This is a genomic window from Sagittula sp. SSi028 (genome assembly GCF_048553715.1).
In the GTDB taxonomy this organism is placed as follows: Bacteria; Pseudomonadota; Alphaproteobacteria; order Rhodobacterales; family Rhodobacteraceae; genus Sagittula.
This window is the reverse complement of sequence record NZ_JBLZNC010000004.1, coordinates 195,352-209,494: the sequence shown is the minus strand read 5'-3', so window position 1 is coordinate 209,494 and position 14,143 is coordinate 195,352. Positions and strand designations below refer to the sequence as shown.

The 14,143-nt window shown below is 60.1% G+C and carries 15 protein-coding genes; 8 read left to right on the top strand and 7 right to left on the bottom strand.

Annotation, left to right across the window (positions count from 1 at the left end):
* The first annotated feature begins 77 nt into the window (after nt 1-77).
* On the top strand, nt 78-677 hold the full coding sequence (locus ACN5AZ_RS09630) for an alpha-ketoglutarate-dependent dioxygenase AlkB family protein (protein ID WP_419428657.1): 600 nt from the start codon (nt 78-80) through the stop codon (nt 675-677).
* Here ACN5AZ_RS09630 and ACN5AZ_RS09625 read toward each other — a convergent pair.
* A complete protein-coding gene (locus ACN5AZ_RS09625) occupies nt 674-1,279 on the bottom strand; it encodes an SH3 domain-containing protein (protein WP_419428656.1) in 606 nt (201 codons plus the stop codon). The two genes, ACN5AZ_RS09630 and ACN5AZ_RS09625, sit on opposite strands and share 4 nt — an antisense overlap.
* A 33-nt stretch (nt 1,280-1,312) precedes the next feature.
* Nucleotides 1,313-2,143 (bottom strand): ABC transporter permease, encoded by an 831-nt coding sequence (locus ACN5AZ_RS09620; RefSeq protein ID WP_419428655.1) that lies wholly within the window; start codon nt 2,141-2,143, stop codon nt 1,313-1,315.
* Between the two features lie 147 nt (nt 2,144-2,290).
* Between ACN5AZ_RS09620 and cysQ the strand changes: the two genes are divergently transcribed.
* The 7 genes from cysQ (at nt 2,291) to ACN5AZ_RS09585 (ending at nt 10,833) form a co-directional block, all read left to right on the top strand.
* Nucleotides 2,291-3,088, top strand: coding sequence for a 3'(2'),5'-bisphosphate nucleotidase CysQ (cysQ, locus tag ACN5AZ_RS09615; RefSeq protein WP_419428654.1), 798 nt, complete (start codon nt 2,291-2,293; stop codon nt 3,086-3,088).
* Nucleotides 3,088-4,332 (top strand): glycosyltransferase family 2 protein, encoded by a 1,245-nt coding sequence (locus tag ACN5AZ_RS09610; RefSeq protein WP_419428653.1) that lies wholly within the window; start codon nt 3,088-3,090, stop codon nt 4,330-4,332. The genes cysQ and ACN5AZ_RS09610 overlap by 1 nt, the downstream gene beginning before the upstream one ends.
* Before the next feature lie 161 nt (nt 4,333-4,493).
* Entirely contained in the window at nt 4,494-5,390 is an 897-nt protein-coding gene (gene galU / locus ACN5AZ_RS09605) for a UTP--glucose-1-phosphate uridylyltransferase GalU (protein WP_419428652.1), read from the top strand.
* Nucleotides 5,391-5,481: 91 nt separating this feature from the next.
* On the top strand, nt 5,482-6,645 hold the full coding sequence (locus ACN5AZ_RS09600; RefSeq protein WP_419428651.1) for a glycosyltransferase family 4 protein: 1,164 nt from the start codon (nt 5,482-5,484) through the stop codon (nt 6,643-6,645).
* A gap of 48 nt (nt 6,646-6,693) precedes the next feature.
* Nucleotides 6,694-7,704: a glycosyltransferase family 2 protein gene (locus tag ACN5AZ_RS09595; protein ID WP_419428650.1), complete on the top strand. Its 1,011-nt coding sequence runs from the start codon at nt 6,694-6,696 to the stop codon at nt 7,702-7,704.
* Nucleotides 7,701-9,401 carry a beta-1,6-N-acetylglucosaminyltransferase gene (locus ACN5AZ_RS09590; RefSeq protein WP_419428649.1) on the top strand — a complete coding sequence of 567 codons (1,701 nt, stop codon included), beginning with the start codon at nt 7,701-7,703 and terminating at the stop codon, nt 9,399-9,401. Before ACN5AZ_RS09595 ends, ACN5AZ_RS09590 begins: the two co-directional genes overlap by 4 nt.
* A gap of 4 nt (nt 9,402-9,405) precedes the next feature.
* Nucleotides 9,406-10,833 (top strand): sulfotransferase family 2 domain-containing protein, encoded by a 1,428-nt coding sequence (locus ACN5AZ_RS09585; RefSeq protein ID WP_419428648.1) that lies wholly within the window; start codon nt 9,406-9,408, stop codon nt 10,831-10,833.
* A gap of 47 nt (nt 10,834-10,880) precedes the next feature.
* On the opposite strand, the gene ptsN is transcribed toward ACN5AZ_RS09585, so the two are convergent.
* The 5 genes from ptsN to ACN5AZ_RS09560 form a co-directional block, all read right to left on the bottom strand.
* Nucleotides 10,881-11,345, bottom strand: coding sequence for a PTS IIA-like nitrogen regulatory protein PtsN (ptsN, locus tag ACN5AZ_RS09580; protein ID WP_419428647.1), 465 nt, complete (start codon nt 11,343-11,345; stop codon nt 10,881-10,883).
* A 54-nt stretch (nt 11,346-11,399) separates the two neighbouring features.
* Nucleotides 11,400-11,966: a ribosome hibernation-promoting factor, HPF/YfiA family gene (gene hpf / locus ACN5AZ_RS09575; protein WP_419428646.1), complete on the bottom strand. Its 567-nt coding sequence runs from the start codon at nt 11,964-11,966 to the stop codon at nt 11,400-11,402.
* Nucleotides 11,967-12,253: 287 nt separating this feature from the next.
* On the bottom strand, nt 12,254-13,012 hold the full coding sequence (gene lptB / locus ACN5AZ_RS09570; protein WP_419428645.1) for an LPS export ABC transporter ATP-binding protein: 759 nt from the start codon (nt 13,010-13,012) through the stop codon (nt 12,254-12,256).
* Nucleotides 13,012-13,524, bottom strand: coding sequence for an LptA/OstA family protein (locus tag ACN5AZ_RS09565; RefSeq protein ID WP_419428644.1), 513 nt, complete (start codon nt 13,522-13,524; stop codon nt 13,012-13,014). Before ACN5AZ_RS09565 ends, lptB begins: the two co-directional genes overlap by 1 nt.
* Nucleotides 13,521-14,135, bottom strand: a complete 615-nt coding sequence (locus tag ACN5AZ_RS09560) for a hypothetical protein (RefSeq protein ID WP_419428643.1) — start codon at nt 14,133-14,135, stop codon at nt 13,521-13,523. Before ACN5AZ_RS09560 ends, ACN5AZ_RS09565 begins: the two co-directional genes overlap by 4 nt.
* Between the last annotated feature and the right edge of the window lie 8 nt (nt 14,136-14,143).

Here is a 14,143-nt window from a genome sequence, read left to right as displayed (position 1 = left end):
GCGTGCAAATCACCCCTGCGCGGCGGGTTTCGCAGGAAATCCTTGGCAAAGCGTTTCCGAACCCCACCTTTGGGCTCATGACACCTGTGATTGTAAACGGCTTTGAAATCCACCCCGGCGCACTGGATCGCGCGGCGCAGATGGCGGTGGTTGATGACATTCGGGGCGTGCTGCGCGCAGCACCGCTGTTCCAGCCGCGCACGCGGCGTGGGCCGATGTCGGTGCGCATGTCCGCTGCGGGACAGTTCGGCTGGATCAGTGACAGCTCAGGATATCGCTATGACGCGCGCCACCCCGGCGGCCAGCCTTGGCCCGAGATCCCGGCCAGCGTCATGGCGCTGTGGGACAGATACGCCAACAGCCCCCGGACCCCCGAATGCTGCCTGATCAACTGGTATGCCAAGGGCGCACGGATGGGGCTGCATCAGGATATGGACGAACAGGATTATAACTGCCCTGTGTTGTCTGTCTCATTGGGCGATGACGCGCTGTTTCGCATGGGCGGGACCGAGCGCAAGGCCCCCACCACATCGCATTGGCTGTCATCGGGGGACGTGGTGCTGTTGACCGGCCCGTCGCGCCGCGCCTTCCACGGGATTGATCGGGTCCGTGATGGATCCTCCACCCTGTTTCCCGACGGCGGACGGCTGAACCTGACCTTACGGGTTGTGACCTAGAACTCTGTCAGGCTGCAGCATCCCGAATAGCTTGGCCCCTGACGGCCGGTGACAATCACCGTGGCATCCAACCCGTAGGCGCGATCCGACATGCCATCGGTGCAGGCGGCATGGGTGACAACCACGGCGATCTCCCGCGCGCCACCCACGCCACGCAAAACGTATTTGCCAGCCCCCATATGCGCACCCTGGAACAGCCCCACCGTGTAGGTGTCCACAATCGCGGTGTCCGGTGTGCGTAGCTCGGCCGTTTGCCCCTGACGGATATCAAGGCTCCAGAAGGGCTCTGTCCCCGAACAGATCGCGCGCTGGGTGTTGGGCAGATCGCCGTCCGCACGGCGGTTCAGGAACCGCAGAGAGGTCCAGCCGGTGCGCTCGTCGATGTTGATCAGCGCCCAGTTGCCTTCGGTCCCTAAGACCTCCACCCCTGTTTGATCGGGGGCCAGCCGCCCGATGACCGGGTTGCCCACACCGGGGCCTGCGCGCACATTCAGCATATCACCAGCGCCCACGCCGGACACATCATGCAACGCGGGGTAGGTCTGGGCCATGGCCCCCTGCCCGAACCCGAGAACCATCAAAATCAAAGCCAGACATCGCATCAGAACACCTCAATAAAAACGGGTGGCCTGATCCTAGCGTCGCGCGCTCCACGAGGCAGAGGCATGTTTGCGGGTGTAAAATTCACCCATCAGGCCGATCATGATCAGAACGATAGACAGGTACAGCGCATATTCCCAGTTTGAATTATGCGGATTGTAATCCTTGAACGCATAGCCGCGTGACTGGTCGATGGTGTGGAACAACGGGTTCCAGTCGAACATCACCAGCATGTACCCCGGAAGCGAATTGGCCACGAACATCTTGCCCGAGGCGATCATATTCGCGCGCTGGTAGACGGTCGAGATGATGGAGACCGGCGTGGGAAACCACGGCTTCAGCGCAAGGAACACCATCCCGATGGCGGCGCCCGAAAACCACGCCAGAAGCAACATGCCCAGACATCCGATCGGGTCGTGAATTTCCTGCATCACAAAGGGGTTGAACGCGACATCATAGACAAACAACACCAGAAACAGCGACAGCACCTGAATATACAGCGACGACAGCATCCCCGACAAAATCGCGATGGCCGTGTTCATGGGCGCATGCTGCATCATCGGACTGGCCGGTCCTTCGGATCCGGACACCGCGCCCATGGTTTTCACATGCGTCATATACAGGAAAATGCCGGTCATGATGTAGACCATGAAATCGCCCCGCAACGCAGCCGAGCGAAGCCCCATGATCGAGAACATGAAGTAGAACGCCAGAACAAAGATCACCGTCTGGAGAACGTTCATGAAAATCGCCATAAAGGCGTTTTCATGCGTCTTGCGCACAGCCCGCACCGAGTTGTGATAGATCAGCTCCATGATGTTCAGGGCTGACTCCAGCTTGGATTTGGGCCGGTATGTCTGGAACATGGCTGTCTCCGATGCGACGCTTTTTGCGCCGCGCTGCACCTCAGGTCGGGCAGGTTCGTTGACTTGCCCCTTATCTTTGTTCACAGCATAAGCCGAAGACCGTATCAATTCAATAAAGCGTGCCCTGCGCCCGCCAAGGAGCATTTGATGAACTATTCCGATTTGATGACCGTATTGCGCAGCCTTGCCATCGAAGCCGGCGACAAGATCATGGAAATCTACAATGCGGATGACTTCGAGGTGAAAACCAAATCCGATGCCTCCCCCGTGACAGAGGCGGACGAGGCCGCAGATGCCCTGATTTCGGCAGGTCTGCGCAAGGCTTTCCCCGACGTGGCACTGGTGACCGAGGAACAGGCGGCCTCCCATTCGGTCGAGGCAAAAACCTTCCTGATCGTTGATCCGCTGGACGGCACAAAGGAATTCATCAACCGCCGTGGCGATTTCACCGTGAACATCGCATTGGTCGAAGACGGCGTTCCGACCCGTGGCGTGGTTTATGCCCCCGCGCGCGAGCGGATGTTCTACACCACTTCGGTCGGGCACTCGGTCGAGGAAACCGGCCCCTTTGATGCGGCCACCGTGGGCGACACAAAAGACATCCGCGTCACCTCCCCCGACAACAGCGCGCTGATGGTCGTCGCCTCGAAATCGCACCGCGATCAGGCGACCGATGACTACATCAACAAATACAACGTCAAGGACATGCGCTCTGCCGGGTCGTCGCTGAAGTTCTGCCTGGTCGCCACCGGAGAGGCCGACATCTACCCGCGCCTTGGCCGCACGATGGAATGGGACACCGCCGCAGGTCATGCGGTTCTGTCCGGCGCAGGCGGTCACGTTGTCCGCTTTGACGACCATACCCCGCTGACCTACGGCAAGGCTGAATTCGCCAACCCGTTCTTTATCGCCTACGCACCGGGCGTCGATCTGAAACAGGGCTGATGGGCCCGACGGTCAGCATCGTTGTGGTCAGCCGTCACCGTCCGGCTGATTTGATGCGATGCCTGACCGGCCTGTCGCAGCTGGACTACGCCAAATTCGAAATCATCGTGGTCGCCTGCCCGCAAGGGCTGGCGGCCATCGCGGATCGCCCCGACCGACAGGCGATCAAGACGGTCGCCTTTGACGTGCCCAATATCTCTGCCGCGCGCAATCTGGGGATCGCGCAGGCCGCCGGTGATCTGGTCGCCTTTATCGATGACGACGCGGTGCCAGAGCCGTTATGGCTGCGCCATCTCACGGCCCCCTTTGCGGATCCCACCATCGCTACGGCAGGGGGCTATGTGCTGGGGCGCAATGGCTTGTCCTACCAATGGCGCGCCCGCAGCGTTGATGCCACGGGACATGCCACACCGCTGGAGATCTCGGGCGATGCGCTGACTGTCCCGACCCCGCCCCCCGGACATGCTGTAAAGACCGAAGGCACCAACATGGCTGTTCGCCGCAGCGCGCTGGCCGAGCTAGGCGGATTCGATCCCGCATTCCGGTTCTACCTTGATGAAACCGACCTGAACATGCGCCTTGCCGCGACGGGGGGCCGCACCGCCATCGTGCCCCGCGCGTTGGTGCATCATGGGGTTGCAGCCTCTGCCCGGCGTCGTCAGGATCGCACCCCGCGTGACCTGCGCGATATCGCGGCCTCTCAACAAATTTTCCTACAAAAACACTGTCCGGTGGCAGAGCAGGACAGGGCATGGACCGCATTCCGACAGGCGCAGCGCCTGCGTCTGATCCGCGCGATGCAAAGCGGTGCACTGGACCCCACAGATGTAATTCGCCTGATGCGCGGGTTGGATAAGGGACGCCGCGAAGGGCGGGAACGCACGCCTCATGCGATGCCTCTCCTGCCGGTATCGGCCCCCTTCCTACCCTACCCCGCGCGCACCAATGCGCCACGTCGCCTGATTGCAGGCCGGATCTGGAATGCCGCGCGTCTGCGCAAACAGGCCGCGGAATCCGCAGCACAGGGCAACATCACCACGTTGATTTTGCTGGGACCGTCTACGCGCTACCACCATGTCCGCTTCACAGACGATGGGTACTGGGAGCAATCCGGCGGGCTTTGGGGGCGCAGCCTGCGCGACCAGCCGTTGTTCCGACCATGGCGCTTCGCTCGGCGAATTGACGCCGAGACCGCCCGCGTCACCTACGCACGTGGTCAATTTGACGTTACATTGGGCAAATAATGATAAATTGTGCACGGCGAGCAACCCAAAGCTGGTGTTCCTCGTTGGTACAGGGGAAATTATGGCGACGGTAACACTACCGACACAGCCGTTGTCTGATAGTCTCGTGAAACACGCCACATTCGGCATTTTGAAATCGAACAAAGAAAAGGAGCAAGCGGATGCGTAAAAAGGTCACAAAGGCGATCTTCCCGGTCGCAGGCCTTGGAACCCGCTTTCTTCCGGCGACCAAATCGGTCCCGAAAGAGATTATGACCCTCGTTGACCGGCCGTTGGTGCAATACGCCATCGACGAATGTCGCGCGGCAGGGATCAAGGAATTCATTTTTGTAACCTCGCGCGGCAAAGGCGCGCTGGAAGATTATTTCGACGTGGCCCCGACCTTGGAACAGGAGCTGCGCAAGAAAGAAAAGAACGACCTGCTCGAGATCCTGAAATCCACCAACATGGATTCCGGTGAGATCGCCTATATCCGCCAGCACAAGGCGCTTGGCCTCGGCCACGCCATCTGGTGCGCGCGCCGTCTGGTGGGCAACGAACCCTTTGCGGTAGTTCTGCCCGATGACGTGATCGCCGCTGAAAAGCCCTGTCTCCAGCAGATGGTCGAAGCCTACGAGGAAACCGGCGGCAACATGGTTGCAGCGATGGAAGTCCCGCAGGAAAAGACCAAGTCCTACGGTGTTCTCGACGTCGAGGAAGACATGGGCAGCATGGTTAAAGTCAAGGGCATGGTCGAAAAGCCCGACGCGGACAAGGCCCCATCCAACCTCGCCGTGATTGGTCGCTACATCCTGTCCCCGCAGATCTTCAAAAACCTCAACCAGAAGAAAACCGGTGCCGGTGGTGAAATCCAGCTGACCGACGCCATCGCCGAGGAAATCGGCAAGGAAGATGGCGGCGTCTACGGCTACCGCTTCCGTGGCCAGCGTTTTGACTGCGGGTCGAAGTCCGGCTTCCTGCAGGCGACCGTTGCCTTTGGTCTGGCACGCGACGAACTGCGCGACGACCTTGAGGCCTACCTCGAAGAGCTGATGGCGTCGCGCAAAGCCGCGCAGTAAGCGCTGCGACGGAACGATCTGAAAACGGCCACCCAAAGCGGGTGGCCGTTTTTCGTTGCAAAACAGAAAGATGCGCCGTTAACCTTTGGCCATGACGCGCCTATTGGATGTAACACGACTGGTCAGCCGCGCTGGCCGGCCCCTGACTGGGGTCGACCGGGTGGAATTTGCGTGGCTTGATCACCTGTTGCAACTGGACACGCCGGTCTTTGGCCTGTTGCGCACCTCTTTGGGGTATGTGCTGCTGGATCGGGCGGGCTGCGCGCGGCTGCACTTGCGCATTCGGGAAAACAGCTGGCCCGCGCCGGATCGTCTGGGACGGCTCGCCCGCAAGAATAATCCCCAACGCGCCGGGGCTGAAACCGAACTGCGTGATCTGGCCGTAGCGCGCACGCTGACCGTGGGATTAGCGCGGATGTTGCGCAAACACCTTCCGCGCGGTGTCCACTACGTCAATGTCGGGCACACGAACTTTACCCGCCGCGTGATCGATGCGCTGGACCGGATTGATGCGCGCAAAGCCGTGCTGGTCCATGACACCATCCCGTTGGATTATCCACAATTTCAACGCCCTGGCAGCGTTGACCGATTTGCCGGTTTTCTGGCGCATGTGGCCGATAGCGCCGATCTGATTCTGTGCAATTCGCAGCAAACCCAAGCTGACGTGACACGCCATATCGGTGCCGATCACCAGATGCTGGTGGCCCCCTTGGGCGTAGTGCCGCCGCGACCGACCCGCCTGCCAAAAGGGTCGTGGGACAGCCCCTATTTCGTCACGCTGGGGACTATTGAGCCGCGCAAGAACCATGCCCTCCTACTCGACCTGTGGGAGACGGGAAACATCGACGCCGATTTGCTCATCATCGGCGGGCGGGGCTGGGAAAACCACGACACCTTCGCCCGTCTCGACGCCCAGCCGTCGCGGGTGCACGAACTGCCCAACCTGACCGATGGAGAAATCGCAGCCCTGATGCAGGGCGCTGCGGGTTTTCTGTTTCCCTCCCTCGCAGAGGGCTACGGCCTGCCCCCGATCGAGGCCGCCTGCCTACAAGTGCCGATTTTATGCAACGATTTAAACATTTACGGGGAAACGTTGGGGCCTATATCCGTTTACGCTGATGTAAAGGATGTCACACTGTGGCAAAAGACAATTCAGGCAATGGCGCAGGATTGCAGGGAAAACAGGAAACAATCTTATGAGTATGCCGCCCCATCATGGGACGCGCACTTTGAGATAGCCTTAACCCGCATCTGATAGCCGAACAAAACGCGCCGGGCGGTTGTCCGGTGAAAGGGCAGACACTTGGGTGCATGGCAGTCATACCGGCTGAGGCTTCAGCGCAGACGCTGGCGGATTCGCGCCTTCCGCAAGCGGCGTGACCTGCGGCCTGTGTCCAACCGCACCGACAAACTGCGTCCCACGGATCTGTTCGTCTTTTCGACCCAGCGCAACGAAGGCGTGCGCCTGCCCTATTTCCTGAATTATTACCGCGACATGGGCGTGAACCATTTCTTTATTGTCGACAACGACAGCACGGATGGGTCGCTCGATTACCTCGCAAAACAGCCCGATGTCTCGGTCTGGACCACCCGCGCCAGCTACAAACGGTCGCGTTTTGGCGTGGACTGGATGAATTGGCTGCTGATGAAATACGGCCATGGCCATTGGTGTCTGACTGTCGATCCTGACGAGCTGTTCCTTTACCCGTTTTGCGACACACGCCCCTTACGTGCGCTGACCGACTGGCTGGATGCGTCCTCCATCCGGTCGTTCAGTGCGATGCTTCTGGACATGTACCCCAAGGGGCCGTTGGACCAGCAGCCCTATGTGGCCGGTCAGGACCCGCTGGAAATCGCGTCATGGTTTGACGCGGGCAATTACACGATCCAGAAAAACCCGAAGTTCGGCAATCTGTGGATTCAGGGCGGGCCGCGAGCACGCATGTTCTTTGCCGATACGCCCGATCTGGCCCCCGCGCTGAACAAGATCCCGCTGGTGCGGTGGGACCGGCGCTATGCCTATGTGTCCTCGACCCACAACCTGCTGCCGCGCGGGCTTAATCAGGTCTACGATGAATGGGGCGGGGAGAAGGCCTCTGGCGCGCTGCTGCATACCAAATTCCTCGATACGTTTTCGGCCAAGGCCGAGGAGGAGCTGGAGCGTCGCCAGCATTATGGCGCGTCGCGGGAATACATAGCCTATGCCGATGCGATCAAGGAAAACCCCGACCTGTGGTGCCGGTGGTCTGAAAAATACATCAACTGGCGGCAGCTCGAAATTCTTGGCCTGATGTCCAAGGGGAACTGGGCATGAGCGTCGGGATCATCATGCTGGTGCACACCGCCTTTGACCGCGCCGAACAGGTGGCGCGGCATTGGGCGCGTGGCGGCTGCCCGGTGGTGATCCATGTGGACAGCGCCGTGCCGCGCGGCAAATACGAAGATTTCCGGCTGAAGCTGGCCAAGCAACCCGGCATCCTGTTTTCCAAACGCCATCGTTGTGAATGGGGGACATGGGGGCTGGTCGCCGCGTCGCAGGATGCAGGCGAGCTGATGTTGAAAAGCTTCCCCGAGGTGCGGCATGTCTACCTCGCCTCCGGGTCCTGTCTGCCGCTGCGCCCGGTCGAGGAGCTGGTGCAGTATCTCGCCGATCGTCCGCGCACGGATTTTATCGAAAGCGCGACCACCTCTGATGTGCCTTGGACGGTGGGTGGTCTGGATCACGAACGCTTCACCCTGCATTTCCCGTTCAGCTGGCGGCGCAACCGGTTTTTGTTCGACAAGTTCGTCGAGCTGCAACGCCGCACCGGCTACAAACGTCGCATTCCCAACGGCATCGTGCCGCATATGGGCAGCCAGTGGTGGTGCCTGACGCGCCAGACCCTGTCCGCGATCCTCGAAGACCCGGAACGGCCCACGTATGATTCCTACTTCAAACATGTGTGGATTCCGGACGAGAGCTACTTTCAGACACTCGCGCGTCTGTATTCCACCCAGATCGAAAGCCGGTCGCTGACGCTGTCAAAGTTCGACTTTCAGGGCAAGCCGCACATCTTTTACGACGATCACATGCAGCTTTTGCGGCGCTCTGACTGCTTTGTCGCGCGCAAAATCTGGCCTCATGCGGATCGCCTGTATGATGCCTTTCTGACGGATCCAAACCGCGCCATGTCGCGTCAGGAACCCAATCCCGGCAAGATCGACCGCATTTTTGCCAAGGCCGTGGACCGCCGGACCCGTGGCCGTCCGGGGCTGTACATGCAGTCGCGTTTCCCCAACTACGGATGGGAAAACGGGGTCACCGCTGGCAAGTATTCCGTGTTTCAGGGGTTCACGGACCTGTTTATCGATTTTGAACCCTGGCTGGCGCGCGCCACCGGCACGCAGGTGCATGGCCATCTGTTCGGCCCCGAGCGGGCGGAATTCACCGGCGGGCAGATCCAGATCAACGGGGCGCTGTCGGACAATGCCACCCTGCGCGATGCCAACCCGAAGGCGTTTCTGACCAACCTGATCTGGAACACCCGCGGGGAGCGGCAGTGCTTTCAATACGGGCCGCACGACAACCCCGATATTCTGTGGCCGATGTCGCGTGACCCCAACGCACAGATCAGCGTGATTTCCGGCGCTTGGGCTGTGCCCCTGTTCAAATCGAACGCCAATTTCGCGGACATCCGCGCCGAAGCCGCAGGCCTGCAAAAGATCGAAAGCCGCATGCTTGATATTCTGCGCAGCCCCGACGCGAAGGCGCGCATTCGCATCTGGACCATGGCCGAGTTCATCGAAAGCCCGATGGAGCCCTTGCAGGTGCTGATCGACGAGATCGGCCAGAAAAGCATGCGCCGCCTCGCCGAGGCGCCCCGTCTTGAAGATCTGACCGGCTTTGGCCAGTTTTTGCAAAACCTGAAAAATCAGGGCATGCACCCGTATCTGATGGGGGATTTCCCCGTCGATCCTGCACCGCGCAACGCGCGCAGCAGCGGACGCAAGCCCTACCTTGTCAAGAAGTGACGCCATGCCCCAATTTGATAGCTTTGTTGTTCTGGCCGAAATGCGCACCGGATCGAATTTCCTTGAGGCCAATATCAACGGGTTTGACGGGCTGTCCTGCTTTGGCGAGGCCTTTAACCCGCATTTCATCGGCTACCCGCAAACAGCCGATATCCTTGGCATCACCCAAGACATGCGCGACCGCGATCCGATGCGCCTGCTGAACCAGATCCGTATGGCGACACCCGGCGCGCTGGGGGGATTTCGGTATTTCCACGATCATGATGCACGGGTGCTGGACACCATCCTGACCGATCCGAAGATCGCCAAGATCGTGCTGACGCGGAACCCGCTGGACAGCTATGTCAGCTGGAAAATCGCGCGTGCCACCGGCCAGTGGAAACTGACCAACGTCAAACGCCGCAAGGAGGCGCAGGCCCATTTCGATGCTCGCGAGTTCGAGGAACATGTGGCCGCGCTCCAAAGCTTTCAGGTGCACATCCTGAACACGTTGCAATCGACCGCGCAAACCGCGTTTTACGTGGCCTACGAGGATCTTCAGGATCTCGACGTGATGAACGGGCTGGCCCGTTGGCTGGGCGCGAGCGATCAAAAGGACAGCCTGAATTCCTCGCTCAAGCGGCAAAACCCTGAACCGATCACGCAAAAGGTCGAAAACCCCGAAGTCATGCAGGCCGCATTGGCCCGCATCGACAGCTTTAACATGACCCGCACGCCCAATTTCGAACCGCGGCGCGGGCCGGTCGTGCCCAGCTATCTGGCCTGTCGGAACACGCCTTTGCTGTTCATGCCGATCCGGTCGGGACCGGAGGCGATGGTCAAACAATGGATGGCCGATCTGGACGGGATCAAGGCCAACCAGCTGACGGACGATTTCAATCAGGGCAGCCTGCGGGCGTGGAAACGCGACCGCCCCGGTCATCGCAGCTTTACCGTGATCCGGCACCCGCTGGACCGCGCCCATGATGCCTTTTGCACCAAGATCCTGCAGACGGGCAAAGGCAGCTTCAAAGGCATTCGCCAAACCCTGCGGCGGGCGCACAGCTTTCCGATCCCCGAGACAGAGATCGACGAAAGCTATGATCTCGCCGCACACCGCACGGCCTTTGTCGCGTGGTTGCAGTGGGTGAAGGCGAACCTGTCCGGTCAGACGTCGGTGCGCGTGGACGGGCATTGGGCGACACAGGCGCAATGCCTGCAAGGGATGAGCGAATTCACCCTGCCCGATATGGTAATCCGCGAAGCCGAAGCAGCGAATTATCTGCCCGCGCTTGCCATGCAGGTGGGCCACGACAGCCCCGGCGAGCCACAGCCAGAGACGACGGATACCCCGTTCGCCCTGTCCCAGATCTATGATAACGAGATCGAGCAATTGGCCCGCGACGCCTATCAGCGGGATTACATCATGTTTGGTTTTGACAACTGGTCATAAAAAAGGGCGCGGCAAAGACCGCGCCTTTTTCTATCGTTAATGGTGCCTTAGGCGGCTTTGACGGCCTCGGCCTCTGTCAGGATGGTGTAGAGCGTGGCTGCATCGTGGTTTGCGCGCAGCTTGGTGCACAGATTGGCATCACGCAAAGTGCGTGACACAAGGGCCAGCGCCTTTAGATGTTCCACACCCGCTTCTTCCGGCGCCAGAAGGGCAAAGACCACATCCACAGGCTGGCGATCCACCGCATCAAAATCGATGGGCTTTTCCAGCAGCAGAAACAGGCCGCGCACCTCGTCCAGTCCAGAAATCCGCGCGTGCGGCAGCGCGACACCGTGGCCGACACCCGTCGGGCCCAGCGTCTCGCGTTCCAGCAAGGCTTCGACGATCGCCGGAGCATTCAGCCCATGCGCCGTTTCCGCAAGATCGGCGATGTCATGCATCAGCCGTTTCTTGGAGGAACACGACACCATGACCTTCACGGCCTCCGGTTTCAACAGATCGACAAATTTCATGCTATGACCCTTGGGGCGATGCCACGATCTAGGTTCGACCCAAACGCTCCGCGATCACGGATCGATCCAGCCGATGTTGCCATCTTCACGCCGATAGACGACGTTCACCCCATCCTTTTTCTCATTCCGGAACACCAGCACAGGGGCGCCGGCCAGTTCCATCTGCATCACGGCTTCACCAACCGACAAGGACGGGATCTTGGTCTCCATCTCTGCGACGATGATCGGCTGAAGCGACTCCGGCTCGGAATCATCCGCGCCATCTTCTTGGTTGGCGAGGATATACGAGGCCCCTCCGATAAATTCAACGGGTTCCGTGCGATCCTTGTGATGGTCCTTCAACCGGCGTTTGTAGCGACGCAATTGCTTGTCCATCTTCTCGCCGCAGGCCTCGAATGCGGCGTAGATCTCGGTCGCATGCCCCTTGGCCGCAGCGTTCAGCCCGCTGGACAGGTGGACGATGGTTTCGCACACATATTCATGCGCTGACTTGGAAAAAACCACCGTCGCGTCGGTCGGTCGCTGCGAATACTTGTCCAGAATCGAGCCCAGCTCGCTCTTGACGTGGGTTTGCAGCGCTTCGCCGATATCGATGTGTTTTCCCGTGATCTGGTAACGCATGGTCCGTCCTTCTCTAATGGCACCGAAACGCTGGCCGCGGCGACATGCCACGGCAACGCATATATCGGTTCAGGAAAGATGCTCCGCCCCGGCCAGAGCGACGTGCTCCCGAAAATCGGGGGCCATGCCGGTCCGCCATGCCGTAATACAAAGCATCATAAGACCATTTGAGTGCGAAATGCCCATGGCTGTCAATCGAAACCGATCAGCATTTTTCAGCTGTCGGCGGGATTTCCGCCCTTGATTTGAACGCCTGGTGAACAGGTTCCTAAGGGTGCAAACGGCGGTTAAGCCAGACGAAAGTTATCGCCCAGATAGACCCTGCGGACGTTGTCATTCTGCACGACTTCTTCGGGTGTGCCGGACATCAGCACCTTGCCATCGTGCAAAATATAAGCGCGATCCACCAAAGCCAGCGTTTCCGCCACATTGTGGTCGGTGATCAAAACACCCAGACCGCGCGTCTTCAGATCCGCGACGAGATGGCGGATATCGCCCACGCTGATCGGATCAACACCGGCAAAGGGTTCGTCCAGCAGCAGGTATTTTGGATCGGCGGCCAGACAGCGTGCGATTTCCACCCGTCGCCGCTCCCCCCCGGACAAGGCCAGGGCCGGAGCACGGCGCAGATGTTCGATGGAAAATTCGCCCAGCAGCTCTTCGAGCCGTTCACGCCGCCGCGTGCTGTCCGCCTCAGAGATGTCCAGAACCGCGCCGATGTTATCCTCCACCGACAGGCCGCGAAAGATGCTCATCTCTTGGGGCAGGTATCCGATGCCCATGCGCGCGCGGCGATACATCGGCAGATAAGTGGCATCCTGACCGTCAATCAGCACCTCGCCCGCGTCGGGATTGACCAGACCGGCAATGGCATAGAACGAGGTTGTCTTGCCCGAACCGTTCGGCCCCAGCAGGGCCACCACCTCTCCACGGCCAAGGCGCATGGTCACATCGCGGATGACGACGCGCTTGCGATAGCTTTTGCGCAGATGCGACACGCGCAGGCCGCTGTCGCCCTCGGTCACGCTCAATTCGGGCTTGGCCATTACGGATCTCCGGAAGCGTCGCCGTCCGACGATTGCAGAACGGTTTTGACACGCCCCGACATCTCGGCTGTGCCGCTGTCCAGATAGACCGTCATGAACTCCGACGTCATGGCGTTTGCGCCTTGGGTCACAAGCACGTTCCCCGCCATGTCGACGGTGCCGGAATCGATGTGGTAATCGGCGCGCTCGGCCTCGGCGGCCTCGGTCCCGCTGACAAGCAAGACACCGCCCGTGGCCTCCATCCGCTCGATCCGGCCTGCGCTTTCGGCGTAGACGACCAGAACGCGCGGTGCGGCAAGCCGCATTTCACCCTGAATGATAATGACGTTGCCCTGATACAGCGCAGTGCCATCGGTTTGATCCACGGACAGCGCGTCGGCGGTCACCTCGACCGGGGCGTCAGTGTCCTGTTGGAAGCCGCCAAAATTGACCTGCGTCCCCTGAGCGGCAGCGCACATCGGGGCAAACATCGTAATCAGCGCCAAAGTGCTGGCGGCAAAAGCGTTGGTCATTGATCGGCGTCCTTTTCTGCCGGTCGGTATATCACCTTTACACCCTTGGTGAAGAGCAATCGCACAGCGCCGTCTTCATCGGCGGGTAAGATCTCCATCTGTCCGGCGTCGAGATCGCCAAGTGGCCCGTCGGCGACAACACGTCCGGCACTGCGCGCCTCGATCCGGTCGATCCGTGTGGCAAGCTCTTCGGTCTGCATGACATAGCCTTGCGTACTGGTGATCGTGACACCGCCGCTAAGGTCCAGCGTATGCTCGCCCTCGGCTGACAGGGCTAAAGGTGATGTCACCGTCAACGCCCCGCCGTCCTCAAGACGCAGATGCGCGTTCACAACGTCCGCCTCTATTTGACCATCCCCCAAGGGGCGCGCGCGCTGCGCGGTGATCGTCACCAGCTCTCCCTTGTCGGTCACACCGGAATAGAAGGGCTCTGTCACGCCGGGGCGGATCGCGTCATCCGCCAGTGTTCCATCCAGAAAGGGGATTTCCTGCAAAGGCTCCCGGCTGTCGGACAAAAGAAACAGCGTCGACAACATGGCCAGCGCGACCAGCGGCAGGATAATCTTCAGCCAATAGATGAATGTCGGGGAACCACCGCTTCTGCGCGCCACGCCGACCT

What these genes read in the sequence shown, in the direction of transcription:
- ACN5AZ_RS09630 (WP_419428657.1), top strand. Translation starts at nt 78, where the DNA reads ATGACACCTGTGATTGTAAACGGCTTTGAAATCCACCCCGGCGCACTG.
- ACN5AZ_RS09625 (WP_419428656.1), bottom strand. Translation starts at nt 1,279, where the DNA reads ATGCGATGTCTGGCTTTGATTTTGATGGTTCTCGGGTTCGGGCAGGGG.
- ACN5AZ_RS09620 (WP_419428655.1), bottom strand. Translation starts at nt 2,143, where the DNA reads ATGTTCCAGACATACCGGCCCAAATCCAAGCTGGAGTCAGCCCTGAAC.
- cysQ (WP_419428654.1), top strand. Translation starts at nt 2,291, where the DNA reads ATGAACTATTCCGATTTGATGACCGTATTGCGCAGCCTTGCCATCGAA.
- ACN5AZ_RS09610 (WP_419428653.1), top strand. Translation starts at nt 3,088, where the DNA reads ATGGGCCCGACGGTCAGCATCGTTGTGGTCAGCCGTCACCGTCCGGCT.
- galU (WP_419428652.1), top strand. Translation starts at nt 4,494, where the DNA reads ATGCGTAAAAAGGTCACAAAGGCGATCTTCCCGGTCGCAGGCCTTGGA.
- ACN5AZ_RS09600 (WP_419428651.1), top strand. Translation starts at nt 5,482, where the DNA reads ATGACGCGCCTATTGGATGTAACACGACTGGTCAGCCGCGCTGGCCGG.
- ACN5AZ_RS09590 (WP_419428649.1), top strand. Translation starts at nt 7,701, where the DNA reads ATGAGCGTCGGGATCATCATGCTGGTGCACACCGCCTTTGACCGCGCC.
- ACN5AZ_RS09585 (WP_419428648.1), top strand. Translation starts at nt 9,406, where the DNA reads ATGCCCCAATTTGATAGCTTTGTTGTTCTGGCCGAAATGCGCACCGGA.
- ptsN (WP_419428647.1), bottom strand. Translation starts at nt 11,345, where the DNA reads ATGAAATTTGTCGATCTGTTGAAACCGGAGGCCGTGAAGGTCATGGTG.
- hpf (WP_419428646.1), bottom strand. Translation starts at nt 11,966, where the DNA reads ATGCGTTACCAGATCACGGGAAAACACATCGATATCGGCGAAGCGCTG.
- lptB (WP_419428645.1), bottom strand. Translation starts at nt 13,012, where the DNA reads ATGGCCAAGCCCGAATTGAGCGTGACCGAGGGCGACAGCGGCCTGCGC.
- ACN5AZ_RS09565 (WP_419428644.1), bottom strand. Translation starts at nt 13,524, where the DNA reads ATGACCAACGCTTTTGCCGCCAGCACTTTGGCGCTGATTACGATGTTT.